The organism is Streptomyces sp. NPDC111507, assembly GCF_055638955.1.
On sequence record NZ_JBVKBU010000021.1, the window covers coordinates 62072 to 87822 of the forward strand.

General features: G+C 71.2%; 23 protein-coding genes and 1 riboswitch. Of the genes, 5 read left to right on the forward strand and 18 right to left on the reverse strand.

The genetic code is table 11. The features are described from left to right. Positions 1 to 42 precede the first annotated feature (42 nt). The 9 genes from ACZ7M2_RS46030 to ACZ7M2_RS46070 form a co-directional block, all read right to left on the reverse strand. On the reverse strand, positions 43 to 948 hold the full coding sequence (locus tag ACZ7M2_RS46030; RefSeq protein WP_352051166.1) for a LysR family transcriptional regulator: 906 nt from the start codon (positions 946 to 948) through the stop codon (positions 43 to 45). 31 nt (positions 949 to 979) lie between these two features. Then, positions 980 to 2173 carry a glycine C-acetyltransferase gene (locus tag ACZ7M2_RS46035; protein ID WP_352051165.1) on the reverse strand — a complete coding sequence of 398 codons (1194 nt, stop codon included), beginning with the start codon at positions 2171 to 2173 and terminating at the stop codon, positions 980 to 982. 49 nt (positions 2174 to 2222) lie between these two features. Next, on the reverse strand, positions 2223 to 3251 hold the full coding sequence (tdh, locus tag ACZ7M2_RS46040; protein ID WP_352051164.1) for an L-threonine 3-dehydrogenase: 1029 nt from the start codon (positions 3249 to 3251) through the stop codon (positions 2223 to 2225). Between the two features lie 165 nt (positions 3252 to 3416). After that, positions 3417 to 4007 (reverse strand): GAF domain-containing protein, encoded by a 591-nt coding sequence (locus ACZ7M2_RS46045; protein ID WP_471600362.1) that lies wholly within the window; start codon positions 4005 to 4007, stop codon positions 3417 to 3419. A 107-nt stretch (positions 4008 to 4114) separates the two neighbouring features. After that, on the reverse strand, positions 4115 to 4702 hold the full coding sequence (locus ACZ7M2_RS46050; RefSeq protein ID WP_352051162.1) for a GTP-binding protein: 588 nt from the start codon (positions 4700 to 4702) through the stop codon (positions 4115 to 4117). Then, positions 4680 to 5051 carry a DUF742 domain-containing protein gene (locus ACZ7M2_RS46055; RefSeq protein WP_054232708.1) on the reverse strand — a complete coding sequence of 124 codons (372 nt, stop codon included), beginning with the start codon at positions 5049 to 5051 and terminating at the stop codon, positions 4680 to 4682. Before ACZ7M2_RS46055 ends, ACZ7M2_RS46050 begins: the two co-directional genes overlap by 23 nt. Before the next feature lie 2 nt (positions 5052 to 5053). Continuing rightward, positions 5054 to 5494 (reverse strand): roadblock/LC7 domain-containing protein, encoded by a 441-nt coding sequence (locus ACZ7M2_RS46060; RefSeq protein ID WP_319752085.1) that lies wholly within the window; start codon positions 5492 to 5494, stop codon positions 5054 to 5056. Between the two features lie 92 nt (positions 5495 to 5586). Then, on the reverse strand, positions 5587 to 7644 hold the full coding sequence (locus tag ACZ7M2_RS46065; protein ID WP_471600363.1) for a sensor histidine kinase: 2058 nt from the start codon (positions 7642 to 7644) through the stop codon (positions 5587 to 5589). Between the two features lie 358 nt (positions 7645 to 8002). Next, positions 8003 to 9235: an MBL fold metallo-hydrolase gene (locus ACZ7M2_RS46070; protein ID WP_471600364.1), complete on the reverse strand. Its 1233-nt coding sequence runs from the start codon at positions 9233 to 9235 to the stop codon at positions 8003 to 8005. Positions 9236 to 9602: 367 nt separating this feature from the next. On the opposite strand from ACZ7M2_RS46070, the gene ACZ7M2_RS46075 reads away from it, so the two are divergent. The 4 genes from ACZ7M2_RS46075 to ACZ7M2_RS46090 all read left to right on the forward strand — a co-directional run bounded on the left by ACZ7M2_RS46075 (position 9603) and on the right by ACZ7M2_RS46090 (position 13722). Then, positions 9603 to 11252, forward strand: a complete 1650-nt coding sequence (locus ACZ7M2_RS46075; RefSeq protein WP_471600365.1) for a 5-guanidino-2-oxopentanoate decarboxylase — start codon at positions 9603 to 9605, stop codon at positions 11250 to 11252. Positions 11253 to 11260: 8 nt separating this feature from the next. After that, complete coding sequence (locus ACZ7M2_RS46080) at positions 11261 to 12487, forward strand: Glu/Leu/Phe/Val dehydrogenase dimerization domain-containing protein (protein ID WP_471600422.1); 1227 nt, start codon at positions 11261 to 11263, stop codon at positions 12485 to 12487. Between the two features lie 169 nt (positions 12488 to 12656). Continuing rightward, positions 12657 to 13076, forward strand: a complete 420-nt coding sequence (locus ACZ7M2_RS46085) for a hypothetical protein (protein WP_471600366.1) — start codon at positions 12657 to 12659, stop codon at positions 13074 to 13076. A gap of 25 nt (positions 13077 to 13101) precedes the next feature. Continuing rightward, on the forward strand, positions 13102 to 13722 hold the full coding sequence (locus ACZ7M2_RS46090; protein ID WP_471600367.1) for a TetR/AcrR family transcriptional regulator: 621 nt from the start codon (positions 13102 to 13104) through the stop codon (positions 13720 to 13722). 277 nt (positions 13723 to 13999) lie between these two features. Here the strand turns inward: ACZ7M2_RS46090 and ACZ7M2_RS46095 are convergent, their stop codons facing one another. From ACZ7M2_RS46095 to ACZ7M2_RS46115, 5 genes are all read right to left on the reverse strand, one after another. Further along, positions 14000 to 14785, reverse strand: coding sequence for an SGNH/GDSL hydrolase family protein (locus ACZ7M2_RS46095; protein ID WP_067361236.1), 786 nt, complete (start codon positions 14783 to 14785; stop codon positions 14000 to 14002). Between the two features lie 143 nt (positions 14786 to 14928). Beyond that, the gene (locus tag ACZ7M2_RS46100; protein WP_471600368.1) at positions 14929 to 15645 is read right to left on the reverse strand and encodes a DUF6250 domain-containing protein; all 717 of its coding nucleotides are present in this window, start codon (positions 15643 to 15645) and stop codon (positions 14929 to 14931) included. After that, complete coding sequence (locus ACZ7M2_RS46105) at positions 15642 to 16685, reverse strand: rhamnogalacturonan lyase family protein (protein WP_471600369.1); 1044 nt, start codon at positions 16683 to 16685, stop codon at positions 15642 to 15644. Before ACZ7M2_RS46105 ends, ACZ7M2_RS46100 begins: the two co-directional genes overlap by 4 nt. Positions 16686 to 16927: 242 nt before the next feature. Next, positions 16928 to 17908: a M23 family metallopeptidase gene (locus tag ACZ7M2_RS46110; protein ID WP_471600370.1), complete on the reverse strand. Its 981-nt coding sequence runs from the start codon at positions 17906 to 17908 to the stop codon at positions 16928 to 16930. A 2-nt stretch (positions 17909 to 17910) separates the two neighbouring features. Further along, positions 17911 to 18069: riboswitch (cyclic di-AMP (ydaO/yuaA leader) on the reverse strand. Between the two features lie 301 nt (positions 18070 to 18370). Continuing rightward, the gene (locus ACZ7M2_RS46115; protein WP_471600371.1) at positions 18371 to 20452 is read right to left on the reverse strand and encodes an alpha-galactosidase; all 2082 of its coding nucleotides are present in this window, start codon (positions 20450 to 20452) and stop codon (positions 18371 to 18373) included. 182 nt (positions 20453 to 20634) lie between these two features. Between ACZ7M2_RS46115 and ACZ7M2_RS46120 the strand changes: the two genes are divergently transcribed. Then, the gene (locus ACZ7M2_RS46120) at positions 20635 to 21432 is read left to right on the forward strand and encodes a tyrosine-protein phosphatase (RefSeq protein WP_471600372.1); all 798 of its coding nucleotides are present in this window, start codon (positions 20635 to 20637) and stop codon (positions 21430 to 21432) included. 8 nt (positions 21433 to 21440) lie between these two features. Here the strand turns inward: ACZ7M2_RS46120 and ACZ7M2_RS46125 are convergent, their stop codons facing one another. The 4 genes from ACZ7M2_RS46125 to dxs form a co-directional block, all read right to left on the reverse strand. Then, positions 21441 to 21557 carry a DUF6126 family protein gene (locus ACZ7M2_RS46125; RefSeq protein ID WP_054232722.1) on the reverse strand — a complete coding sequence of 39 codons (117 nt, stop codon included), beginning with the start codon at positions 21555 to 21557 and terminating at the stop codon, positions 21441 to 21443. Between the two features lie 59 nt (positions 21558 to 21616). Next, entirely contained in the window at positions 21617 to 22270 is a 654-nt protein-coding gene (locus ACZ7M2_RS46130; RefSeq protein WP_471600373.1) for a helix-turn-helix domain-containing protein, read from the reverse strand. A gap of 153 nt (positions 22271 to 22423) precedes the next feature. Next, positions 22424 to 23824 carry an aspartate aminotransferase family protein gene (locus ACZ7M2_RS46135; RefSeq protein ID WP_471600374.1) on the reverse strand — a complete coding sequence of 467 codons (1401 nt, stop codon included), beginning with the start codon at positions 23822 to 23824 and terminating at the stop codon, positions 22424 to 22426. Beyond that, the gene (gene dxs, locus ACZ7M2_RS46140; protein WP_471600375.1) at positions 23821 to 25749 is read right to left on the reverse strand and encodes a 1-deoxy-D-xylulose-5-phosphate synthase; all 1929 of its coding nucleotides are present in this window, start codon (positions 25747 to 25749) and stop codon (positions 23821 to 23823) included. Before dxs ends, ACZ7M2_RS46135 begins: the two co-directional genes overlap by 4 nt. Between the last annotated feature and the right edge of the window lie 2 nt (positions 25750 to 25751).

A 25751-nucleotide genomic window follows, 5' to 3' on the forward strand; every position in this document is an offset into this window, starting at 1 on the left:
GAACAGAGTGCCTCGCCGACCGCTCCCCTCCGTCCGCTTCCCTCAGTCCACCGTCGCGGCCTCCGCCAGCGCATCCAGCACCGGGCGGATCAGCGGATGCCCCTCCGCGCCCCGGCGTACGGCCGCGAAGACCCGGCGCGTGGGCGCGACGCCGTCGACCGGTCGGACCTGCACGCCCGTGAGGTCCATGCCGCGCAGGGCGGAGCGAGGCACCAGGGCTACACCCGCGTCGGCCGAGGCGAGGGCGACGACGGCCCGGAAGTCGTCGGAGGAGTGTTCGAGACGGGGTTGGAATCCGGCGTTCTCGCAGGCCAGGACGACCACGTCATGACAGGGGTTGCCGGGATACGGGCCGATCCACGGGTCCTTGGCCAGCTCGGCGAGCGGGACCTCGGCGGCGTCGGCGAGCCGGTGGCCGAGCGGGACGACCGCATCGAAGGGCTCGGCGTACAGGGCTACGGGGGTCAGGCGCGGGTCGTCCGCGTCCGGGGCGCCCCGGTACTCGACGGCGACCGCGATGTCGACCTGCCGGTCGAGCACCATGGGCAGGCTGGCGTCGCCCTCGGCGTCCTGGACGCGGACGTGGATGCCGGGTGCCGTGCGGGCGAGCCGGGCCAGCGCGGGGGCCACCACCAGGCCGATGCCGGTCGCGAAGGAGGCGACGGTGACCGTGCCGGCCGAGCCCGAGCTGTATGCGGCCAACTCCGCCTCGGCACGCTCAAGTTGGGCCAGCACCTCGTTGGTGTGGCTGAGCAGGATCTCGCCGGCCGGAGTCAGCCGTACGCCCTTGGCGCCGCGCTCGACGAGCCGGTGGCCGGTCTCCTGCTCCAACGCGGTCAGCTGCTGGGAGACGGCCGAGGGGGTGAGATAGAGCGCGGCGGCCGCCGCCGTGACCGTGCGGTGGTCGGCCACCGCACGGAGGATGTGGAGCCGCCGCGCTTCGATCATGCGACCGATTCTCTCAGGTCACAGGCGTCTTTCAGCCCTCGAGCTCCGCGCGGGCCGACACGAACGCGTCGACCGCCCGGTTCACGTCCTGCGTCGAGTGCGCGGCCGAGAGCTGGACCCGGATCCGGGCCTGGCCCTGCGGGACGACCGGGTAGGAGAAGCCGATCACGTAGACGCCGCGCTCCAGGAGGAGCTCCGCCATGCGTCCGGCGACGGACGCGTCGCCGATCATGACGGGGGCGATCGCATGGTCACCGGGGAGGATGTCGAAGCCCTCCGCGGTCATCCGGGAACGGAACAGCGCGGTGTTCTCGGCGAGACGGTTGCGCAGGTCGTCGGCCGACTCCAGCAGGTCGAGCACCTTCAGGGAGGCCGCCGCGATCACCGGTGCGAGCGTGTTCGAGAAGAGGTACGGACGGGAGCGCTGGCGCAGCAGGGCGACGATCTCGGCGCGGGCGGCGACATAGCCGCCGGAGGCGCCGCCGAGCGCCTTGCCGAGGGTGCCGGTGATGATGTCGACGCGATCCATGACGCCGTGCAGCTCGGGGGTGCCGCGGCCGCCGGGGCCGACGAAGCCGACGGCGTGCGAGTCGTCGACCATGACCATGGCGTCGTAGCGGTCGGCGAGGTCGCAGATCTCCTTCAGGGGCGCGACATAGCCGTCCATCGAGAAGACGCCGTCGGTGACGATCAGCCGGCGGCGCGCGTCGGACGCCTCCTTGAGCTGGGCCTCCAGATCGGCCATGTCACGGTTGGCGTACCGGAAGCGGCGCGCCTTGGAGAGGCGGATGCCGTCGATGATCGAGGCGTGGTTGAGGGCGTCGGAGATGACCGCGTCCTCGGCGCCGAGGAGGGTCTCGAAGACGCCGCCGTTGGCGTCGAAGCAGGAGGAGTAGAGGATCGTGTCCTCCTGGCCGAGGAACGCGGACAGGCGCGCTTCCAGCTCCTTGTGCACCTCCTGCGTACCGCAGATGAAGCGGACGGACGCCATGCCGTAGCCCCAGCGGTCGAGGGCCGCGTGGGCGGCGGCGACGACCTCGGGGTGGTCGGCGAGGCCGAGGTAGTTGTTCGCGCAGAAGTTGAGAACCTCGCCGGGGCGGCCGCCCGCGGTGACGCTCACGGTCGCGGACTGCGGGGTGCCGATGACGCGCTCGGGCTTGTGCAGACCGGCGGCGCGGATCTCGTCGAGGGTGGTGCGGAGATCGTCGCGCACGGAGTCGAACATGGAGGGGCTCCTAGGGGGTTACGCGGTTCGGAGTGGCTCTTGCGGACGCTCACGCGCTCCAGTCGAGGATGACCTTGCCGCCGCGGCCGCTCGCGGCGTCCGCGAAGGCCGCCTCGTAGTCGCGGAAGCCATAGCGGCCGGTGATGACCGGCGCGAGGTCGAGTCCGCCTTCGAGGAGGACGGACATCGCGTACCAGGTCTCGAACATCTCACGGCCGTAGATGCCCTTGATCGTGATCATGGAGGTGACGATCCGGGACCAGTCGACCGGGAACTCCTCGGCGGGCAGGCCGAGCATCGCGATCCGGCCGCCGTGCGTCATGTTGGCGATCATGTCGCGCATCGCCTCGGGGCGGCCGGACATCTCCAGGCCGATGTCGAAGCCCTCGCGCAGGCCGAGGGCGCGCTGCCCGTCGGCGATGGCCGACTCCGCGACGTTCAGCGCGAGGCTGACGCCGATCTTGCGGGCGAGGTCGAGGCGTTCCTCGCTGACGTCGGTGATGACGACGTTGCGGGCACCCGCGTGCCGGGCCACGGCCGCGGCCATCAGACCGATCGGGCCCGCGCCCGTGATGAGGACGTCCTCGCCGACCAGGGGGAAGGACAGCGCCGTGTGCACGGCGTTGCCGAACGGGTCGAAGATCGCGGCGACGTCGAGGTCGACCGGGACGCGGTGCACCCACACGTTGGCGGCGGGCAGGGCCACGTACTCGGCGAACGCGCCGTCGCGGCCGACGCCCAGGCCGACCGTGGCGCGGCACAGGTGGCGGCGCCCGGCCAGGCAGTTGCGGCACTTGCCGCACACGAGGTGCCCCTCGCCGCTCACGCGGTCGCCCGCCTTGATGTCGGCGACGTCGCGGCCGGTCTCGACGACCTCTCCGACGAACTCGTGGCCGAGGACGAGCGGCGTGCGGATGGCCTGCTGCGCCCAGCCGTCCCAGTTGCGGATGTGCAGGTCGGTGCCGCAGATCCCGGTCCTGAGGACCTTGATCAGTACGTCGCCGTGGCCGATCGCCGGTTCCGGGACGTCCGTCAGCCAGAGCCCGGGCTCCGCCTTCTCCTTGACCAGCGCCTTCAAGCTGCGGCTCCCGTGGTGAGGTCCCGGAGCAGGGCACGCCGAAGGGGCCCGTACCGGGGAGAGGGGTGATTTCCCGGAGAAATCTGCCGCACGGGGGCGCCGTTGGTCCATCGAGGATTTCTTAAGCGCGGCCGCAGCTTTCCTTCACGCCTCCGGCCGCGGGCGTCAGATCCCCCCGGCGTCCGCCCTGCGCTCGATCCGCTCGACCAGTTCCGCCGCCATCGACTTGATGGTCTCCAGGCCCGCCTTCCCCCACGGGCGCGGTTCGAGGTCGACGACGCAGATCGTCCCGAGGGCGATGCCGGTGTGGTCGATGAGCGGGGCCCCCAGGTAGGAACGGACGCCGATCTCGTCGACGACCGGGTTGCCGGCGAAACGCGGGTAGTCGCAGACGTCCTCCAGAACCAGCGCCTTGCGGCGGACGACCACATGGGGGCAGAACCCGTAGTCGCGGGTCATGTACCGCCCGACGACCTTCACGGTGCCGTCCGGGGCGGCCGGGAGCGGCCGGGACACCGAGACGTTTCCGTCCGGGGTGTGCAGGCCCGCGAAGAACTGCCGGTTCTCGTCGATGAAGTTGACCATCGAGTACGGCACCGCGGCGACCTCGGCGAGCCGGTCCGCGAAGGCGTCGAAGGCGGGTTCCGTGTGCTCCCCCAGACCCAGTCGGCGCAGCCGGCTGACCCGGGCGGGGGCGTCCTTGTCCTCCGGGGTCAGCAGCAGACGACCGGCCGGGCGCGACGGGTCGTAACTCATCTACGGGCTCCCTGGTGTGGGGCGGGCGTCATGGTGTGTGGGCTCCGTGGCGGGGGACGTGGGTCGGGTGCGGGCTCAGCGGTCGAAGGCGTACGCCGGTTGCGGGCTCAGCGGATGGGTGCGTGCGTCGGTGCGTGGGCGAGGAGGTGGCGGACCAGGGTGAGCAGGGTCTGCACGCCCGAACTGGAGATCCGGGCGTCACAGCGCACGATGGGGATCTCGGGGTCGAGGTCGATGGCCGCGCGCACCTCCTCGGGGTCGTAGCGGTAGGCACCGTCGAACTCGTTGACGGCGACGATGAAGCCGAGACCGCGCTGCTCGAAGAAGTCGACGGCCGCGAAACAGTCCTCCAGGCGACGGGTGTCGGCGAGGATCACCGCACCGAGCGCGCCCTCGGACAGCTCGTCCCACATGAACCAGAACCGCTGCTGCCCGGGTGTGCCGAACAGGTACAGGACGTGTTCCGGATCGAGGGTGATGCGGCCGAAGTCCATCGCCACGGTGGTCTCGACCTTGTTCTCGATGCCGTCGAGATCGTCGGTCGCGGCGCTGACCGTGGTGAGCAGCTCCTCCGTGCTGAGCGGCGCGATCTCGCTCACCGCGCCCACGAAGGTCGTCTTGCCGACCCCGAACCCTCCGGCCACCAGGATCTTCAGCGCGGTGGGGAAGGGATCAGAGCTGTCGTCGTAGTCCATCGAGCACTGCCTCCAGAAGAGACCGGTCAGTGGGGTTGTGGTGGAACTCGGGCGGCTTGGTGGTCAGTGCCCCGCAGTCGACGAGGTCGGAGAGCAGCACCTTGGTGACCGCCGCGGGCAGCTTCAGGTGTGCGGCGATCTCCGCGACCGAGACGGGCGCCCGGCACAGTTCGAGTGCCTGGGTGTGCTCGGGGCCCAGGTAGCCCAGAGGTGTTGCCCCGGTGGCCATCACCTGCGACAGCAGGTCGAGGGCGGTGGTAGGCCGGGTCCGGCCGTTGCTGACCGTGTAAGGGCGCACCAGCCGTCCGGCCGCGTCGTCGAGCCAGGGCCCGTCGCCGGCCGCGGCCACGCTCAAGGCCTCATCGCCGGCGGTTCCACGGCGGCCTGCCGGGGCGCGGTCATCAGATACGGACGGACGCTCTTGACCAGCATCGCCATCTCGTAGCCGAGCACCGCCGCGTCGGCCTCGCGGCCGGCGAGCACGGCGAGACAGGTGCCGGAGCCCGCGGTGGAGACGAACAGCAGGGTCGAGTCGAGTTCGACGACGACCTGGCGTACGTCACCGCCGTCGCCGAAGCGCACGCCCGCGCTGCGGCCGAGCGAGTAGAGGCCGGAGGCGAGCGCCGCCATGTGGTCGGCGCTGTCCGGGTCGAGTCCGTGGACCGACTTCACGAGTCCGTCGCAGGAGAGGAGTACCGCGCTGTTCGTGTGCGGTACGCGCTGTACGAGGCCGCTCATCAGCCAGTCGAGATCGGATACATGGGCGTGGGCGGTCGGCGCGTCGCTCGCCATGGTGGATCGACTCCTTGAAGTACGAAGGTCTGCCGGAGCGGAGGGTGTGGGGGTGCGGTAGGGCGTGCGGGTGGGGGTCGTCAGGGGGGTGGTCATCCGGCCGTTGTGCTCCCGTCGTGCCGGGCCGTGTGGTCGTGTCCGGGCGCGGGTGCGCTGTCGTGGGTCCCGTGCGCCTCGTGCGGGGCGGGCGCGTGCGCGGTGTGCGCGTCGGCTATGCGGGGCGCGCCGCCCGTGGACGTCTGATCGACGCGGATCACATCCAGCGGCGGCAACGGGTCCAGGTGCCGCAGATCCGGGTGCGGCGGGTCCCGGTGCAGCAGGTCCGGGTGCAGCAGGTCGGAGTGCGGCAGATCGGGGTGCGGCCGCTGCATGTGCGGTGCTCCGCTGTGCGGCGCCTCCGTGCGCCGTTCCTCGGCGTGCTGGGCCTCCGCGAGCCCGATCCCCCGCTGGAACGCCGCCATCAGGCCGGGGTCGTGGCCGACGACCTGCTCCGGGTCCTGGCGGGGCACGGGCCCGTCGCGCAGTTGGGGTGCGATGTGCTCCTGGGCGCGTCGTTTGGGCAGTTGGGGCTTGCCCATGGTGCCGCGCACCGCGCCGTTGCGGGGGGTGGGCGGCATGGCCGCGTTCTCCGCGACCACGGGCCGGTCTCCGGGGCGGATACCGGGCAGTGCCTCGGCCGGGTTGGGCCGCTCCGCTCGGGCGCCGCGCACGGGGAGCGGCGCCGGGCCGCTGCCGCCCGTGCCCAGCGCTGCGGGCGGCAGCTGGTCCCGCTGCGCCTGCCGCGGCACGGAGGCCACCGTCACACCGGCGGACGGCACGGGCGCGGTCGGCCCTGCCTGTGGTCCGGCGGGCGGACGCGGGCCGCCGGCCTTGGGCTGCTGGGCCTGCTGGGCCTGCTGGGCCTGCTGGGCCTGTGCTTGCGATACGTCGCCGAGGGCGCCCGGCGCCGCGCCCAACAGCGCCTGCGGTACGACGAGTACGGCCTGGACACCGCCGTAGATGTTGGTCTGGAGCCGTACGTGGATGCCGTGCCGCCGGGCGAGCTGGGACACCACGAACAGACCGATCCGGCCGTCCTGGAGGAGGCTGGCGACATTCACCTGATCGGGGTCGGTGAGCAGCGCGTTCATCTTGTTCTGTTCGCCCAGGGGCATGCCGAGGCCCCGGTCCTCGACCTCGACCGCGAGGCCGGAGGTGACGAGATTGACGCGCAGCAGGACTTGAGTGTGCGGGGCGGAGAACACCGTGGCGTTCTCGACGAGTTCGGCCAGCAGGTGGATGACGTCGGCGACGGCGTGCCCGCGCAGGGTGCCGTCGATCGGGGGCACCAGCTTGACCCGCGAGTACTGCTCGACCTCGGCGATCGCGGACCGCAGCACCTCGGTCATGGAGACGGGGTTGCTCCACTGGCGGCGTGAGACGGCGCCGCCGAGCACGGCGAGGTTCTCGGCGTGGCGGCGGATGCGGGTGGCGAGGTGGTCGACGTGGAAGAGGCCCTTGAGCAGGTCCGGATCCTCGATCTCGTTCTCCAGCTCGTCGAGGATCGAGATCTCGCGGTGCACGAGGGACTGAAGCCGCCGCGCGAGATTGACGAAGACCTCGACCTTCTGCTCGCTGCCCGCCTGGCTGGAGAGTTGAGCCGCCTGCACGACGGCGGTGACGGCGCCGTCGTGCGCACGGGAGAGGTCGGCTGCGAGCAGCTCGAACTCGTCGGCGTCCGGCTCGGGCCGTCGGCGCGGCTTGGGCGTGGGAGGGCTCTCGCCCCGGCGCAGGCCCTCGACGACGGCGCGCAGGTCGGCCTCGGTACGGGCGCTGCCGCGGCGCAGGGCGCCGATGCGTTCCCGCACGGACGCGGCGGCCCGCTCGGCGCCCACGGCGGCGATCAGGATGCCCGCGAGGGCCACGCACCCGGCGCCGGCGAGCACCGCCCACAGGACTACGCCGGGGCGTGCGCCGGTGGAGCGGACGGTGAACAGCACGGCCGCACAGCCGCTGAGCGCCACCGCGATCGGCGGCAGGACCGCCAGGCGCAGCAACTGGGGCCGTAGGCGGGTCTCGGGCTGCGGGTGGACCGTGCGGGCGACCGGCCGCCCGTGCCGCCCGCCCTCACGGCGGTCTGCGCGTGCGGCCGGTGCGCGGAGGTGAGACATCTGCGTCCTCGTACTGGTGCGTCGGGGGCCACGGGGGGCTCCCGCGGGTCTGCGCGACTCGGGCGTGCGCCATCGCGATGCCGGTCGAGAGAGCCGAAAAATTCGGCCCCGCGTCGCCCGACGGCAACTGACAGTAGTCGCCAAGCCATCATGTGCGGTGGGCAGTTGACAAACTCCCCCGGAAGGCGTCCCGCTCTGGTATGAGGCCTCGCACGGCAGACCGATATCCCCATCGGACGCACGTTCCCTTGCGTCACCGGTCCGATCAGAGCTGGTCAGAACCGGTCACCAACAAACAGCGAGGGCCGGGGAGCAGCTCGCTCCCCGGCCCTCGCCGCCGATCGGACATTCAGGAAATTCAGCTCGCGGGCACCGTCTCCGGCTCTCCGGTGCCTTCGGAAGCTTCACCCACGACATCACCCGGAGTGTTGGAAACGGAGGCATCCGCTCCGGATGTCTCGACGGCGGGCCAGCCACCCCTCGGCGGCACGGCCACACCGCGCCACCAGGGCTCGGCCGGGACCATCTCCGTGGTGGGCTCGAAGGGCTGGCCGGGGCGGGGCAGCGCGACCCGGGCGCCCACCGCGTGCGCGGCCGCCATCGTGCCCTCGCCGGGCTCCACCCACGGGTGGGTCGCCAGGTTGAACGTGGCCCAGTGGATGGGCAGCATCACACCGGTGGGCTGCCCGCCCTGGAGGTCCAGGTGGGTGCGCATGCCCTCCTCGGGCGTCATGTGGATGTCGGGCCAGAACTCGCTGTACGCCCCGATCTGGATCATCGTGAGGTCGAACGGGCCGTGCTCGGCGCCGATGTCCTTGAAGCCCTCGAAGTAGCCGGTGTCCCCGCTGTGGTAGATCCGGTGCTCGTCACCCGTCACCACCCAGGAGGCCCAGAGCGTGTGCTGGGTGTTGCGCAGGCCTCGGCCGCAGAAGTGCCGGGCGGGTGTCGCGGTCAGGGAGACGCCGCCGACCTTGGTGCTCTCGTTCCAGTCCAGCTCGCGCACGCGGTCGGGCGAGACGCCCCAGTGCTCCAGGTGAGCGCCGACGCCGAGCGGCACCGCGAAGACCGTGTCCGTGTCGGCCAGGGCCTTGATGGTGGGCAGGTCGAGGTGGTCGTAGTGGTCGTGCGAGATGACGACGACGTCGACCGGGCCGAGCGCGCCCAGCGGCAGGGGTACCGGGTGCAGCCGCTTGGGCCCGACGAAGTTGAAGGGGGAACAGCGCTCGCCCCATACGGGATCGAACAGCACCCGGTACCCGTCTATCTCGGCGAGCACGCTGGAGTGCCCCATCCAGGTGATCCGCAACCCGCTCGCCGCGGGCTTGGCGAGGTCGGCGAGCGTCGTGGGATACACCGGCACCGTGCCCGCCGGGGCGCGGTGGGCGCGCTCCTCCTTGCGGAAGAAAACCTTCGCGAACTCGAGCATGGAGCCGTCGGGGCGGGTCCGGGCACTCACCGGGTTCTGGAAGACACCGTCCGCGAAATTCGGAGATCTGCGGATGCGCTCCATGCGCTCACCGCCGGGGTCCGCGCCGAAGGCGGCGGGCTGCAACGCGCGGAGCCCGGAGCTCAACGTACGGAAACCGGTCACGGTACCTCCAAGTGGAGTCGGTCAGGCCTCCCATTATGGTCGGCCCCTCTGACAGCGCCGGGTCGACGGTGTCACAGCGCGATGTCCCCGGTACACACCGCGAGGTCCGGGCCGCCCTGCGAGCCTCCTCATGGAGCGGTAGGCGAAGCGCACCCACGGGACGGTCCTCGCCGGTCCTCGCCGGTCCTCGCCCCAGGCCCCAAGGCACTCGCGGAGAAGGTGGACCGGCGGGGCGCCTCAGACCGACTACTGATGATCCGTTCAGTAAATTGACAGACTTCGGGGTCCCTCCCGATACTGAATGGCGATTCAGTAAAGATGCCGGTGGGTCTTCGGTCGCGCCGCTCGTTCCGCACCTGGAGGCGCCATGGAGGCCGACCTGAGCACCGACTCGCGCACCGGCGTGCTCACCGGTGGCGAGGCGCTCGTCCGGGCGCTCGCCGCGCATGACGTGACACAGGCGTTCGGCATCCCCGGCACGCACAACCTGGAGATCTACCGGCACCTGGCGGCGTACGGCGTACGGCACGCGACCCCGCGCCATGAACAGGGCGCCGGGTACGCAGCCGACGGGTACGCGCGCGTGACCGGCCGCCCCGGTGTCGTGATCACGACCACCGGTCCCGCGCTCCTCAACGTCACGGCCGCCGTCGGGCAGGCCTACTCGGACAGCGTGCCCCTGCTGGTCGTCTCCCCGGGTATGCCGCTGCACCACCCTCGGCTGTCGACCGGGCTGCTGCACGAGATGCGCAGCCAGACCGAGGCACTGCGGGGCGTCGCCGCGTTCAGCCACCGGGTCTCCTCGGTGGCCGAGATCGGCGCCGCCGTGGCGCGCGCGTTCACCCTCTTCCGTACGCGGCGACCGCGCCCGGTGCACCTCGAGGTGCCGCTGGACCTCCTGACGGCGGCCGAGCCCGCCGGCCCGGTGCGGCTCGCCCCGGCCATCGCGCCGACCCTGCCGGACGCCGAGGCCGTACGACGGGCCGCGCGCGCCCTGCGGGAGGCGCGGCGGCCCGCACTGGTGCTCGGCGGTGGCGCGCGCGGCGCCGCGACCGCCTGTCTGACTCTCGCGGAGGCGTGCGGCGCGGCCGTCGTGACGACCGCCAACGGCAAGGGCGTCGTACCCGAGCGGCATCCGCTCTCGCTCGGCGTCTCGCTGCACACTGAGTCAGTGCAGAAGTGGCTGGCGGGTCGTGACGTCGTCCTCGCCGTGGGCACGGAGCTGGCCGAATCCGATTTCTGGTCGCCGCCGACCGCCCTTGGGGGCACGCTCGTCCGGGCCGACCTCGACCCGGACCAGATGCACTCCGGGCTGCCCACGGACATCGCGCTCGTCGGCGACGCGCGGGCCTCCCTGGAGGGGCTGTTGTCGGAAATGGGTCTCCACGCGCGCGTGCGACACGACATCCCCGACCCGCGAGGCGGCATCGACGTCGACGAGGTCGCCGCGGTGCGGGACGCGCGGTACGCCGGGAGTGCCGAGCGCGACACGCGCTGGATCCCGTACCTGCGGGCGATCCGCGCCGTCCTGGCCGACGACGCGGTCATCACCTCGGACAGTGCCCAGTGCTGCTACTACGGCGCGCTCCCGCACCTCCCGCTGGGCCCGGCGGGACGTTATCTTCACCCGACCGGCTTCGGCACGCTCGGCTACGCGCTGCCCGCGGCGCTCGGCGCCAAGGTGGCGTGCCCGGAGCGCCAGGTGGTGGCGCTGAGCGGGGACGGTGGCCTCCAGTTCACGGTGCAGGAACTGGCGACCGCCGCGCAGCTGCGACTCCCGCTGCCCGTCGTGGTGTTCGACAACGGCGGCTACGGAGAGATCCGCGACGAGATGGCCGCCCGTGGCGACCGCCCGACCGCGGTGGACCTCGCTCCGGTCGATCTGCCCGCCCTGGCCCGCGCCTACGGAGGACAGGGCACACGCGTGTGCCACCCCGACGAGCTGGCTCTCGCCCTCACCGAGGCGCTGCGCACGCCTGGTCCCACCCTGATCGCCGTCCCCGAGGAGACCCCATGACCACGCCCATGACCACACCCCCGACCCCACCGTCGGCCGCGCCGCTCACCCCGCCTTCGACCGCACCCCTGATCACGCTCACCTGGACCGACCACGTCACGGGCAGACCGGGCTATCTCGTGGTCGACCGGCTCGTCCGGGGCGTGTCCAGCGGCGGCCTGCGGATGCGCGCGGGCTGCACCCTGGACGAGGTCGCCGGGCTCGCCCGCGGGATGACGATGAAGGAGGCCCTGCACTACAACCCTGAGGGCCGCTACATCCCGCTGGGCGGCGCCAAGGGCGGCATCGACTGCGATCCCCAGGATCCGGCGGCGTACGGCCTGCTGGTGCGCTATCTGCGCGCCATGCGCCCCTACATCGAGAGCTTCTGGACCACGGGTGAGGACCTCGGGCTCACCCAGGACCTGGTCGACCGGGCCGCCGAGGAGGCGGGGCTCGTCTCGTCCATCCAGGCCGTGTACCCGCTGCTCGACGACGAGACGACGGCCCGTCGGCGGCTCGCGGACGCCTTCGCGGTCGACGTGGACGGGATCGGGCTCGACGAACTGGTCGGCGGCTGCGGTGTCGCCGAGTCGGTGCTCGCGGCCCTGGACCGGGCCGGGGTGGCACACGCGGGGACGCGTGTGGCCGTGCAGGGCCTGGGCACCATGGGCGGAGCCACGGCCCGCTTCCTCTCCCGCGCGGGCCTCGCCATCGTCGCCGTCGCGGACGTCAAGGGCACGATCGCGAACCCGGACGGGCTGGACATCGACGCGCTGCTCGCGGCGCGGGACGCCTACGGGACGGTCGACCGCGGCGCGCTGCGCCCGGCAGACCAGGAACTCCCGGGCGACGCCTGGCTGTCCATGGACGCGGAGGTGCTGGTTCCCGCGGCGGTCTCGTACGCCGTCGACACCGAGAACCAGCGGCAGATCGGCGCCCGCTGGATCGTCGAGGCGGCCAACATGCCCGTACTGCCCGAGGCGGAGGAGCTGCTCGCCGCGCGCGGGGTCGTCGTGCTGCCGGACGTCGTGGTCAACTCCGGGACGAACGCCTGGTGGTGGTGGACGCTCTTCGGCGACATCGGCGCGGACGCGGACGAGGCGTTCGCGTACACCCGGCGTTCCATGCGCGACCTGATCGACCGGATGCTGGCCCGCGCGGAGGCCGACGGTACGACACCACGGGCCGCCGCGCACGCCATCGTCGCCGACCGGCTGCCGGTGATCGCGGAGCGCTTCGGGTGGTACCGCTGACGGACACCCGCCGCGCGGCCCTCCCGTCATTCGCCTCGCGGCCCTCCCGCCATTCCTCCTGGGGAATTGAGACGCGGGGCCGGTGACAGCAGAGTCGGTGCAGCGAGGGCGCGCGAGCGCGAGTGACCGCCCCTCCCCACACGACGTCCGACTCGTACCGGGAGCAGCCATGCCCACCATCGACCCGCAGGACCTGATCGAGCGCTACATCGGCGTCTGGAACGAACCCGATCCGGAGATCCGCCGCAGGACTGTGGACGAACTCTGGGCTCAGGACGGTCTGCACGTCCTCCGGCCGCCCCAGCAGATGCGGGACACCGCGGTGGGCCTCGGCTTCACCACCGCCGTCCTGGAGGCCCGTGGCCACGACGAACTGCACACGCGCGTGACCCGCGCCCACGACGCATTCGTCGCCCCGGGGACCTACGTCTTCCGGATCCAGGAACCCGCCCAACAGCTGCGGGACGTCATCACGTTCCGCTGGGAGTCCTTCCACACCGGGGAGGGCCGGGCCACGGGCGGTGGCCGGGAGTTCCTGGTCCTCGACGAGGACGGCCGCATCCGGTTTGACTACCAGTTCGTCGACTGACCCCGTCGAGCATTAGGGTTACCGCGTGGCGAGGGTGCGGTTGAGCGTGGCGGAACGGCGCGAGGAGTTGCTGCGCGCCGCCATCGAGCAGATCGAGGCGCGGGGCGTGGCGGCGGTGCGCATCGCCGATGTGGCCTCGGTGCTCGGGGTGAGCAACGCGTTGGTGCTGTACCACTTCTCCACCAAGGAGAAGCTGGTCGCCGCCGCGTTCACCTACGCGGCCGAGGACGACCTCGCCCATCTGCGCAAGCTGCTCGGCCGTCGTACGTCGGCGCTGCGCAGGCTGCGCGCCGCCGTGCGCTGGTACGCGCCGACCGGTCAGGCCAAGGGCTGGCGACTGTGGATCGAGGGCTGGGCGGCCGCCTTGCGCGAGCCCGCGCTTCAGGAGGTCACGCGTGATCTCGACAAGCAGTGGAAGGCCGCGATCACCGAGGTGATCGTGGAGGGAGAGGCGGCCGGCGAGTTCGAGTGCCCGGATCCCACGGGTGCCGCCCTGCGGTTGACGGCGCTGCTCGACGGGCTCGCCGTGCAGATGACCGCCTACACGGGAGCGGTGTCGCGGGCGCGGGCCCAGGAGTGGGTGGACGAGGCGCTCGCCCGGGAACTGGGGCTCGCGCGAGAGGCGTTGACGGCGGCGGTGCGCTGAGGCGCACGCCGGGGCACGCGCCTGGACGGTTCGGTCGGCAGTCGCCGCACCACCACCCACCGGGCGGATCGGTCCGGCTGCGGCCTGCCCACCGCCGAGCCACTGGCGAGGCCTCCACGGGCACGCCCGCCCGACTCGGCGACCGTCGCCGCGCCGTGTCGACACACGACGACACCGCACGACGCCGCCGCGCCACAGGGGCCGCAGGCGCGGCGGCGAGTTCGGTCCGGGCCGCGCCCACTCCCGCCAAGCCACCGGCACGTCGGAGACCCGTCGTTCAGGCCACGGACTCGATCCGCATCTTGATGTCGTCCGGCGAGAGACTGCCCTTGGCGGCCACGTGGTCGCCGGAGGACTCCCCGCGCAGTCGGCGCCCGATCCACGGAACGAGGTACTCGCGTGCCCAGTGGATGTCGTCGCGCCGGACCTCGAGCGTGCCGCGGGGCGGCAGCGGAGGCCAGGGCTGGTCGGGGTCCGCGGGCACTTCGAGGCCGAGGACCTGGCCGGCGCGCAGCGCGACCCGGGTGTGGCCCTCGGGCGAGAGGTGCAGGCGGTCGCCGTCCCAGGCGCGGCGGTCCTGGATCGTCTTCAGGGACCACAGGTCGAGGACCGGACAGCCGTACCGGTCGGCGATGGCCCTCACGTGCCCGTTGTACGTGGCTATCTTGCCGCGCAGATGCTTCAGCACGGGGACGGTACGGGTGTCGAAGCCGGTCGTCACCATGACGGTGCCGACGGCGGAGGTGAGGTCGGCGATCGCGCGCTCGAAGCGCTCGGCGACCTCGTCGGGGTCGGTGCCCGGCCGGATGATGTCGTTGCCGCCCGCGCAGAAGGAGACCAGGTCGGGGGCGAGTTCCTTGGCGCCCCGGAGCTGGTCCTCGACGATCTGGTCGAGCAGCTTTCCGCGTACGGCGAGGTTGGTGTAGGTGAAGTCGCCTTCGGGCCGCCGGTCGGCGAGGAGCACCGCGAACCGGTCGGCCCACCCGACGAAGGCCCCGTCGGGGCCGGGGTCGCCCACGCCTTCGGTGAAGCTGTCCCCCACCGCCACGTACGACCCGATCACTGATCTGTTGTCACTCTTCGAATCGTCTGCCACATCGGCCCATGATTCACCTTTCGATGTGAGCTACGCGACCGTAAGAAGGGGTTGACGGGTGGTGAGATAAGCCACTCGTAAAGTGTGACCGAATCCGGAATAAGGCTCTGTCAGGAGTGGTTGAACAGCCGCCACACCTGGAAGCCCTCGATCCGGAAGTGGCTCCATGTGGTCCGGAACGCGAAGTGCCCACTCGTGTACGGCTCCGGGTCGACGTAGTCGAAAACGAGCCGTCCGTTGTTCCACCAGCGGACCGTGGAGCCGTCCGAGACGACCCGGACACGATGCGGCTCGTTGGCCGTGAGCAGCGGCTCCGTGTAGTCGTAGACGAGTGGGCGGACGCCCGGCTCCCCCACGTACCGACGCAGCCGCGTGGTCGTGTTGGTGTTGGCGCCGTATCCGACGTAGTACGTCTTCAGGTAGTCGTATTCGGCCAGGGCGCCGCCCCGGGGAGTGGCGAAGAGGTCGTCCGGGGAGCGGACGTCGACGGCGTTCCAGAAGTTGTTGAGGTCGGAGACCCGGTCGTTGACGCCACCCTCGGAGACGGGTGTGGCGGTGTACTCGATGACGTACGGCCCCTCGAGCCGCTGCTTGAACCAGACCGTCGCACCGCTCGGTACGTCGATGTCCAGGACGCCGTGTGAGGCGGTGACCGTGCCGCCGTCCTGCAGTTCGGTGACCCACTGGCCGAGGCCGCGGCGGAAGCCGTCGTGGGCGATGAGCCGGCCGCGACGGTGGCGCGGCGTGGCGCTCGCGGCGGTGGCAGGGACGAGCGTCGACAGCGCGGCACCGGCGGCGAGGGTCGCGAAGGCTCTGCGGGTGGTCATGAGGTTCCTTCTGTGCGAGCGGCGGTGGTGATGGCGGGCTTCGGCACCCGCCGGGTCTCGGTGCCCAGGTGGTAGTCCGTGTACGTCGACTGGAGACAGCCGCGCACGATCCGGCCGAGGTGGTGGCCGGGGTTCTGGGCGAGCGTGTGGATACGGGTCTTCGTCGGTTCGGTGGTGGTGTACAGGCGCGGCGCGGTGTGGTCGCCGGTCTCGGCGAGGATCTCCTCGCGCCAGTCACCGAGGAGGTCGCCGTAGAACGGGGTCGCGTTGCGGGCGCCGGAGACGACACCGGCCGGGTCGAGGAGGCGCGTGCTGGTCTCGGCCTTCGGATCCCGCTTGTCGACGTGCGTGTTGTCGACGTGCGTGCACGCGAGGAGTTCGGCGCCCTTGTCGCCGTCCCACCAGATGCGGAAGTTGACGCCGGGCGTGGTCGTGGAGACCTTTCCGTCCTGGACGTTGAAGACGCCCGCGCCTGGGCGGGTGACGTCGGCGGTGGAGGTCCAGTACGCGTAGCCGGGGTGGCCGGGGTCGATGTCGGCGGCGCTGCCCCGGCCGACGTCGAGGTCACCGGGCCACGCGTGTTGCACGGTGTATCCGTCGGCGGCGGCCTGCGGAATCTCGGCGTAGCCCCGCGCGAGGTCGGGCGCCGCCGAACTCGGCTTCCGCTCAGGGCCGTTGACGACGGCACGCACGGTGTAGGTGCCGGTGCCCCGGCTGTCGTCCTGGTACGTGGTCGACCGGGTGACCGGCGCCTGGTCGAGCCGCCGTCCGCCCTTGTACACGGTGAACGCGATCGCGTCCCCGGTGGGGGCACCCCCTGTTCGAGCGGAGCCGAGAACTGGGCGGAGCGCGTACTCCGTGCCGAGTAACCGCCGGCTCAGGAAGGTGCCCTTGCCCGAGGGGACGGCGACCAGACCGCGGTCCAGGTTCTCCACGATCCGGCGCGGCGGCGGATGCTGTTCGGTGGCGTGCGAGGGCGCGGCGACCAGACCGGCCGGCAGCGCGGCGGCGGTGCCGACGCCGAGTCTTCGAGGTCTCACGATGGCGTGCTCCTTGCGGTGGCGACGACGGTCGCGATGCCGCCGCCGAAGACGCAGAAAGCGCTTACGGAGATCACTGTGAAGCCCCACTCGCACCGTGTCGAGACCTCGTGCGCAGGTGCCACAAGGCCGCAATGTGCCGATCATGAAAGGACCACGCCGAGACGCGTGGCGAAACGCCGAGGGTCGGACCCCGCGATCGCGGGGTCCGACCCTCGAAGACGTGAGAGGCGCGGCGGGTGTCAGCCGACGGCGACACCGTGCGAGCGCAGATACGCGACCGGGTCCATGTCCGAGCCGTAGTTCGGGGTGGTGCGGATCTCGAAGTGCAGGTGCGGACCGGTGACGTTGCCGGTCGCGCCGGAGAGGCCGATCTGCTGGCCCTCGGTCACGGTCTGGCCCGCCGAGACGGACAGGGCGGACATGTGGGCGTACTGCGAGTACCGGCCGTCGGCGTGCTGGATGACGACCTGGTTGCCGTACGCGCCGCCCCAGCCGGCCGATACGACGGTGCCGGCGGCGACGGCCTTGATGGTGGTGCCGGTCGGGACCACGAAGTCCACGCCGGTGTGATAGCCGCTGGACCACATGCTGCCGGCGACCTTGTAGCCGGTGCCGATGGTGGCGCCCCCGACCGGCAGGGTGTAACCGGTGTCGGTGGCGGTGCCGGTGGCCCGGGGGGCGGCGGCCTGGGTCTTGGGCGCGTCCGCCGCGCCGGACGACCCGGTGGCCGACTGCGCCGACGACCGCGTGGACGTCTTGGCGGACGACTGCGTGGACGTCTTGGTCGACGGCTCGGTGTCGTCGGTCGACGCGGCCCTCTCGCCGATCGTGAGCTTCAGACCGGGGTGGATCAGCGAGGGGTCGCTGCCGATGGCCTGGCGGTTGTCGGAGTAGAGCTTCTGCCAGCCGCCCCTGACGTGCTGCCGCTCGGCGATCCTGGAGAGCCAGTCGCCGGCCTTCACCGAATAGGTTTTCGTCGAGACCGTGGACGTCGTCGCCGTCTTTTCCGAAACCGTCACGGTCTTTTCCGAAACCGCCGCGCCGTAAATGGTCGCGGTCTTTTCCGGAGTGGACGAAACCGCGGCCGTCGGCGTCGCGGCATGGGCACCGGCGGCCCCCATCAGCGGCAGCGCGAGGGCGGCGCCACCGGTTCCGGCCACGGCGATCGAGCGTGAGAAACGCTGGGACTTGGGTCGGCGGTGCTTACCCTTCGCGGGCATGAAGAATTCCTCTCCGGCGCCTGCGGGGTGAGCTGTCGGGTGCGGGCTGGAGATGCCCGGCCACGCGGCTGCGCGGCTATACCCCTAGCCGTTCCGGAGACCGGAACAGGCGTGGTACCTGTGGGTCCCCCGCTCCTGCCGGTTACCGGTGGGTGTGCGGATACCGGGCGGCGGCAGGATTGGGCGTCCGTCCGGATTGAGGGCGAACGTAAGCGAGATGGGGGCGCATCGCCAACCATGTGGCTTTTCTGCGTGCATGCCTTTCTTGATCCAGGCCGGAATTCCGGTCACCCTCCGTGGACAATGACCTCCGCCACCTCTCGACCCGCCCGGGAATTCGGGCGGATCGAGAAAGCGGGCCCGCAACGCATCGTCACGAATATGACGCTGCTCACGCAGGTCACACCACGGTCCTTTATTCCAGCTCCAATTAGAATTAAGGCATCAATAAGGACAGATCGCTCACATACGGCGTAGTCGGACAACTGCCGCATCGAAGTCCCCGCGCAGCCTCGTCCGCAACCCGTGATGCAGCAGCACCGCACCTCGGTGCACTTCGCCCGTTTCGCGGCATTCGTACGCGGCGCTCGGATCGAGCCCGCGCAACCGGAGCGGGGCGACCGGCTCGCCGTGACGCTGGGCCTGGAGCAGGGCGAGGACGACGGTCTCGTCGCCGTGGACGTACTGCACGGCGCTCAGCCCGCCCTCCGGAGGCCGCAGCCGGTAGAGGTCGCCGCGCTGCACGACCGGCCGAATCTCCTTGTAGAGCTCCACCCACTCCCGCGCCTCGACGAGGTCCGCCTCGCTCCAGTCGGCCAGGTCACCGCCGACCCCCAGCACCCCGGCCATGGCGCTCACGAACCGGAAGCGCAGCGAACTGATCCGACCGTTGAGCTGCGCGTTCGGACTGTCGGTGACCCAGGCGGCCATGATCCGGGCCGGGTGGATCTGGCTGAAGCCGTGCTGGATGGCGAGCCGGTCGAGCGGGTCGGTGTTGTCGGAGGTCCACACCTGGTCCGTACGCGCCATGACGCCGAGGTCGATCCGGCCGCCACCGCCCGAACAGGACTCGAAGGCGACCCCTGGATGCTCGGCGCGCAGCCGGTCCAGGAGCCCGTACAGGGCCTCCACGTGCTCGACCCACAGTTTCTGCGGATACGGCTCGCCGGGCCAACCGGCGTCCGTGAAGCAGCGGTTGAAGTCCCACTTCACATAGTCGATCGGGGCGCTCGAGAGCAGGCCGTCGAGCTGCTCCCACAGGTACTCCTGGACATCCGGTCGGGCGAGGTTGAGTACGAGCTGGTTGCGGAACTCCGTCCGGGTCCGCCCCGGCTGGAACTGCACCCAGTCAGGGTGCGCGCGGTACAGCTCGCTGTCCGGGTTGACCATCTCCGGCTCGACCCAGATCCCGAACTGCATGCCGAGCGCGTGCACGTCGTCGGCGAGCGGCTTCAGTCCCTGCGGGAAGCGGTCCGGGTTGGGGGCCCAGTCGCCGAGCCCGGCGCGGTCGCTCGTCCTTGCCCCGAACCAGCCGTCGTCGACGACGAACAGCTCGACGCCCATCTCCGCGGCCCGCCGGGCCAGCTCCCGCTGCCGCTCCTCGGAGATGTCGAAGTGGGTGGCCTCCCAGGAGTTGAAGAGCACCGGCCGGTCCTGGTCCGCGTCCGGGATCACGAACGCCCGCTGGTACGCGTGCCACGTCCGGCTCGCCGCGCCGAAGCCGCCGTCGCTCCACAGCCCCGCGAAGACGGGGGTGGTGTACGACTCCCCCGCCTCCAGGCGCAGCAGTCCGGAGTCGTCGTACCCGGCGCCGCCGGAGACCTGCACGCGCGCGTCGGGGAGTTGGGCCACGCAGATCCGCCACGAGCCCGACCAGCCGAGCGCGCACCCGTAGACCTCGCCGCTCTCCTCACTCGCCCCGCTGTCCAGCGCGACCCACGGCAGGTGCTGGTGCCCGGTGTGCCCGCGGCGGCTGCCGATGACCTTCTCACCGTAGGTGAGGGGGGAGCGCGCGAGCCGGGACTCGGCCGCCCACCGCCCGTGCAGCTGGGAGAGGCGCCACCCGTCGCGCTCGGGCAGCGTCCAGGTCGCGGAGTCCGCGCGCAGCAGCTCCAGGGAAGGTCCTTCGTTGGCCAGGGTCACCCAGCGCTCGACGACGTCGCCGCGCATCCGGTAGTGCAGGGTGATGCCGAGCCCGTCGTCCGCGAAGCGCAGCCGCAGTTCGTCGCCGTCGGCGTGTCGCTCCACGAAGGATGTCTCGAAACGCCACTCGGTGCCGCGCCGCTCCTGTGTCCGTACGGACAGCGCCGGGCGTACGAAGCGGGGGCCGCCCTCGACGGGATACTCCTCGCGCCCGTCGAGCCGGGACTCGAAGGGCCGGTACGGCGGGCCGGGCAGGGCGGCCAGCGACTCGGCGTCGGCGAGGGTGATCCGTGGCCCCCAGTGGACATGGAGCAGTTCGTCGAGGTCGGTCAGCCGTAGTGCGTAGCTGCTCGTGGGACCCGAGAGAAGCCACGTACGACCATCTTCGCCGATATCGATCATCAAACCCTCACAGATTCGAACATCCGCACTCAATCGCCAACATCATCAACGGCGTCTCACCCGGGAGGCAACGGCTGTGGACAACTTCATTGCCTGAGGAACCCATGTCGTATCGTCGAAAGCGCGATTCCCGTCGGCGAGCGTCGCCGAGCAGCGCCGGCGGTCCAATGGGAGGAGCCCCCGTGACGCAGCAGGTGCCGTCGACCGAGCCGGAGCTGGCCGGAGTGCGCAACTTCCGAGACGTGGGCGGCCTGCCCACCGTGGACGGCCGGCGAGTGCGCTACGGACGGCTGTTCCGCAGTGGTCATCTCGCGCACGCCACGGAGGAGGACGCCGCGTTCCTCTCCTCTCTCGGGCTGCACACGATCTTCGACTTCCGCAATGCCGCGGACCAGAAGCTGGAGGGGCCGGACGTCGATCTGCCGGGCGTACGGAACGTGAACCTTCCGCTCACCGACCCTGCCGACGGCAGCGAGTTCTGGAAGATGGTCCGTGAGGGTGACGTCGAACAGCTGCGCGGGCACCTCGGCGACGGCAAGGCGGCGAACCGGATGATCGGTTCCTACCGCACGATCGTCAAGGAACGCACGGCCGAGCACTCCCACGTGCTGCACGCCCTGGCCGAGGACAGCGTGCCCGCGCTGATGCACTGCGCGGCGGGCAAGGACCGCGCGGGTCTCTCCATAGCCGTGACGCTCCTCGCCCTCGACGTCGAGCGCGACGCGATCGTGGCCGACTACCTGGAGTCGAACGCGACGCACCGCCGCTACAAGGTGCGCCGCAGCGGCTCCCCGGAAGCGGCCCACTCCCCCGAGGTCATGGAGCTGCTCAGTCCCCTGTTCGACGCCCGCGCCGAGTATCTGACCGCGGCCTTCGAGACGATCGAGGAGACCTGGGGCGGCATCGACGCCTACCTGGAGCAGGGGCTGGGGGTCACGCCCGAGCAGCGGGAGCGGCTGCGCGAGCGCCTGCTGGACTGAACCCTGGGCTACTGGTTCTGCCCGCCCAGCTCGAACAGCAGATAGATGAAGGCCGCGAACAGGTGGCCGACGGCGATGTAGATGAAGAGACGTACCCACAGGGCGCGGGGGAACTTCTCGACCATGCGCCGCCGAGTGGCGGGGTCGGCGGATTCCGTGGACTCCGGGGGTTGGGTGGATTCCGTCATGACAGCTCTCCCATGGTCGGGTGCCCTGCCGCCGGGCCGAGACACAGCGCGGCGGTGGGGCTCTGCAGCAGGGTGTGTACGAAGAGGAGGTCGGCCCCCGACTGATCGGCGGCCGCGATGCGGTGCGGGGTCAGCGAGTCGAAGTGCGCGCTGTCCCCGGGGGCGAGCACCTGGGCGGTGTCCCCGAGGCGCAGCCGCAGCCGCCCCTGGAGGACGTAGAGCCACTCCTCACCGGGGTGGACGCGCACGATGTCGCCCTGCGAGCCGTAGGGGACGTGCACCCGCAGGGCCTGCATTCCGCGGCCCGGGGCACCGGCCTGCCAGTAGGTCCAGCCGCCCGCCTTCGTCGGCTCCATGTCGGCGGCCCGAACGATCGCGTCCCGTTCGGCGACCGTCTCGCCCAGCAGCTCCGAGACCGTCGTACCGTAGATACGAGCGAGTGCGAGCAGCATCGGCAGCGAGGGCTGGCGCTGCCCCGTCTCCAGTCGGGAGAGGTGGGCAGCCGAAAGGCCGGCGGCGCCGGCCGCGGCCTCCAGGGTGAGCGCGGCCCGGCGGCGCAGCGCACGCAGCTGCGGTGCGACGGCGGGCAGCACCTCGGCTGCTGCGGACTCGGGCGGTGTGGCGGCCGCCCCCGGCTCGACAGGGTTCATGCACTCCATTGAGCCGCACACTTGCCTCTCGGGCAAGTTTCTTGCCCCAGAGGCAAAACGATCGTCCCTGGTTGAGGCGGGCCCGTACCTCGAGCCCGCCCCGATTCGGGCGGCCCCTGCTGCGAGCCCGCCCCGTCTCCTCGCGCCGCGGGGCTAGCGGTTGGCGACCGCCTGCTTGACCAGGGTTTTTCCGAAGTCCCACATCAGGCCGCCGCCGCTGTGGGCGTCGTCCATCACGGCGGTGAAGGCCTCCACGAACCGGTCCACGTCCCGTTCGCCGATGATCAGCGGCGGGATCAGCTTGATCACCTCCAGGTGGTCGCCGGAGACCTGGGTGAGGATGCGGTGCCGCTGGAGCAGCGGGACGACGACCATCTGCGCGAACAGTCCCTTGCGGGCGGCCTGCAGCATGGTCCAACGACTGCGCAGCATGAGCGACTTGGGCCGACCGAACTCGATGCCGATCATGAGGCCCCGGCCGCGTACGTCGCTCAGCAGCTCGTACTTGTCGATGAGCGCCGCGAGCCGGGACCTGAGTTGTTCTCCGGTGGCCCGGGCGTTGGCGACGATCTGTTCGTTCTCCATCACGGAGAGCACGGCGAGGCCCGCCGCCATGGCCTGCGCGTTGGAGCCGAAGCTCGCCGAGTGCACGAGGACCCGGTCCATGGACGAGTAGACCTTCTTGAAGATCCAGTCCTTGCCGAGGGTCGCGCCGACCGGCACATAGCCGCCGGACAGCGCCTTCGCCACGCACACCAGGTCCGGTTCGACGCCCTCCTCGTGCTGGTAGGCGTAGAAGTCCCCGGTCCGCCCGAGGCCCGTCTGCACCTCGTCCGCGATGAGCAGCGCCTTGTGCCGGTGCAGCAGCTCCTGCGCGGCACGCAGATATCCGGGTGGGGCCTCGTGCACGCCCTTGCCCTGGATGGGCTCGACGATCAGCCCGGCGACATCCCCCTTCTTCAGCTCCCGGGCCAGAGCGTCCAGGTCACCGAGCGGAACGGGGGTGTCGGGCAGCAGCGGGGCGAAGCCGTCGCGGAAGCCGTCCTCGCCGTTGACGGACAGCGAGCCGGTGGTCAGCCCGTGGAAGGCGTGGGAGCAGTAGAGGATCCTCGGCCTCCCGGTGGCGTACCGGGCGAACTTGAGCGCGGTCTCCACCGCCTCCGTACCGCTGTTGCCGAAGAACACCCGGTCCAAGTGGGGACTGTGGGCGAGCAGCCTCTCGGCGAGGAGCCCGGGCAGCGGCTGGCAGTCGAAGCGGGTGAGGTCGGCGAGCGAGGCGTCCAGGACGTCGTGCAGCGCCTTGCGGACGACGGGGTGGTGGCGGCCCAGACCCATCACCCCGAACCCGGCGAGCATGTCCAGGTAGTCGTTGCCGTCCGCGTCCCAGAAGTGCGCGCCCTCGGCCCGCTCGTACACCTTGTCGAAGCCGATGGTGTGCAACATGCGCGGGAGCTGGTGGTTCAGGTACTTGGTGTGCAGCTCGTAGCGCTCGGCTCCGCGCTCGGCGAGGAGCGCGCCGAGGTCGAACTCCCCCTTCTCCGCAGGGTCGGTCATTCCTGTTTCTCCTTGGACAACTCATCCTCGAACGGCGCGTCCTTCGACAGCGCGTCCTTGACGGCCAGACCGGCGCTGATCCGCCCGGCGATCTCGACGGGCGTGAGACCTATGTCGGCCAGCACCTCCCCGCGCTTGGCGTGCGCGAGGAACTGCTCCGGGATGCCGAAGCGCCGTACGGGCACGTCGACCTCGGCGTCCCCGAGCGCCAGGGCGACCGCCGCGCCGACGCCGGCCGCCCGGCTGTTGTCCTCGACGACCGCGACGAGCCGGTGCTCGGCCGCGAGGCCGGGCAACGCTGGGTCGACGGGTTTGACCCAGCGCGGGTCGACGACCGTGCAGCCGACCCCACGGGCCTCCAGCAGCTCGGCCGCCTGGAGGCAGACCGGCGCCATCACGCCGACGGCGACCAGAAGGACCTGCGGGGTGTCGTCGGAGCGGTGCAGGACGTCGAGTCCGCCCAGGTGGTCGACCGCCGGGATCTCGGGGCCCACCGACTCCTTCGGGAAGCGGATCAGCGTCGGCGCGTCGTCGACGGCGACCGCCTCCCGCAGCTGGGCCCGCAGCTGGTCGGCGTCGCGCGGCGCGGCGATCCTCAGACCCGGCACGACCTGGAGGATCGACATGTCCCACATGCCGTTGTGCGAGGCCCCGTCGACACCGGTGACCCCCGCCCGGTCCAGCACGAAGGTCACTCCGCAGCGGTGCAGCGCGACGTCCATGAGGAGCTGGTCGAAGGCCCGGTTGAGGAAGGTCGCGTAGACGGCGACGACCGGGTGGAGACCGCCGGTGGCGAGCCCGGCCGCCGACACCGTGGCGTGCTGTTCGGCGATCCCGACGTCCCACACCCGGTCGGGGAACCGCTCGGCGAACTTCCCGAGCCCCACCGGGTGCAGCATGGCCGCCGTGATCGCCACGACGTCCTCCCGCTCCTCGCCGATCCGGAGGATCTCGTCCCCGAACACCGAGGTCCAGGACGGCCCGCCCGAAGGCGCGAGCGGCTCGCACGTCAGCGGATCCATCACACCGACCGTGTGGAAGTGGTCCTCCTCGTGCGCGAGCGCGGGCTCGTAACCGCGCCCCTTCTCGGTCAGGCAGTGCACCAGAACCGGCCCGTGGAAACGTTTCGCGCGGCGCAGCGCGGACTCCACGGCGCCGACGTCGTGCCCGTCGATCGGCCCGACGTACTTGAGCCCGAGGTCCTCGAACATGCCCTGCGGCGCGAAGGCGTCCTTGAACCCCTTCTTCGCGCCGTGCAGCGATTCGTAGATCGTGTGCCCGACGACGGGGGTGCGCAGCAGTACGTCCTTGCCCCAGGCCAGGACCTTCTCGTAACTGTCGGTCGTCCGCAGGGTCGCGAGGTGGTTGGCGAGGCCACCGATGGTCGGCGCGTACGAGCGTTCGTTGTCGTTGACGACGATGATCAGCGGGCGGTCCTTGGCGGCGGCGATGTTGTTCAGCGCCTCCCACGCCATGCCACCGGTCAGCGCGCCGTCGCCGATGACCGCGACGACATGGCCCTTCTCGCCCTGCACCTGACGGGCCTTGGCGAGCCCGTCCGCCCAGCCGAGCGCCGTGGAGGCGTGGCTGTTCTCGATGATGTCGTGCTCGGACTCCTCACGCGAGGGATAGCCGGACAGGCCACCTTTTCCGCGCAGCTTGGAGAAGTCCTGGCGTCCCGTCAGTAGCTTGTGTACGTAGCTCTGGTGGCCGGTGTCCCACAGGATGCGGTCGACGGGTGACTCGAAGACCCGGTGGAGCGCGATGGAGAGTTCCACCACCCCCAGATTGGGTCCGAGGTGACCGCCGGTCCTGGCGACCGCGTGCACCAGGAACTCCCTGATCTCATCCGCCAGTTCACCGACGTCCGCCTCGGACAGCGCCTTCAGGTCGCGTGGTCCCCGGATGCTCTCCAGAATCGTCACGC

Coding starts and splice junctions, on each gene's coding strand:
- ACZ7M2_RS46030 (WP_352051166.1), bottom strand. CDS start 948: ATGATCGAAGCGCGGCGGCTCCACATCCTCCGTGCGGTGGCCGACCAC.
- ACZ7M2_RS46035 (WP_352051165.1), bottom strand. CDS start 2,173: ATGTTCGACTCCGTGCGCGACGATCTCCGCACCACCCTCGACGAGATC.
- ACZ7M2_RS46045 (WP_471600362.1), bottom strand. CDS start 4,007: ATGAGTTACGACCCGTCGCGCCCGGCCGGTCGTCTGCTGCTGACCCCG.
- ACZ7M2_RS46050 (WP_352051162.1), bottom strand. CDS start 4,702: ATGGACTACGACGACAGCTCTGATCCCTTCCCCACCGCGCTGAAGATC.
- ACZ7M2_RS46060 (WP_319752085.1), bottom strand. CDS start 5,494: ATGGCGAGCGACGCGCCGACCGCCCACGCCCATGTATCCGATCTCGAC.
- ACZ7M2_RS46065 (WP_471600363.1), bottom strand. CDS start 7,644: ATGTCTCACCTCCGCGCACCGGCCGCACGCGCAGACCGCCGTGAGGGC.
- ACZ7M2_RS46075 (WP_471600365.1), top strand. CDS start 9,603: ATGGAGGCCGACCTGAGCACCGACTCGCGCACCGGCGTGCTCACCGGT.
- ACZ7M2_RS46080 (WP_471600422.1), top strand. CDS start 11,261: ATGACCACACCCCCGACCCCACCGTCGGCCGCGCCGCTCACCCCGCCT.
- ACZ7M2_RS46085 (WP_471600366.1), top strand. CDS start 12,657: ATGCCCACCATCGACCCGCAGGACCTGATCGAGCGCTACATCGGCGTC.
- ACZ7M2_RS46100 (WP_471600368.1), bottom strand. CDS start 15,645: ATGACCACCCGCAGAGCCTTCGCGACCCTCGCCGCCGGTGCCGCGCTG.
- ACZ7M2_RS46110 (WP_471600370.1), bottom strand. CDS start 17,908: ATGCCCGCGAAGGGTAAGCACCGCCGACCCAAGTCCCAGCGTTTCTCA.
- ACZ7M2_RS46115 (WP_471600371.1), bottom strand. CDS start 20,452: ATGATCGATATCGGCGAAGATGGTCGTACGTGGCTTCTCTCGGGTCCC.
- ACZ7M2_RS46125 (WP_054232722.1), bottom strand. CDS start 21,557: ATGGTCGAGAAGTTCCCCCGCGCCCTGTGGGTACGTCTCTTCATCTAC.
- ACZ7M2_RS46130 (WP_471600373.1), bottom strand. CDS start 22,270: ATGAACCCTGTCGAGCCGGGGGCGGCCGCCACACCGCCCGAGTCCGCA.
- ACZ7M2_RS46135 (WP_471600374.1), bottom strand. CDS start 23,824: ATGACCGACCCTGCGGAGAAGGGGGAGTTCGACCTCGGCGCGCTCCTC.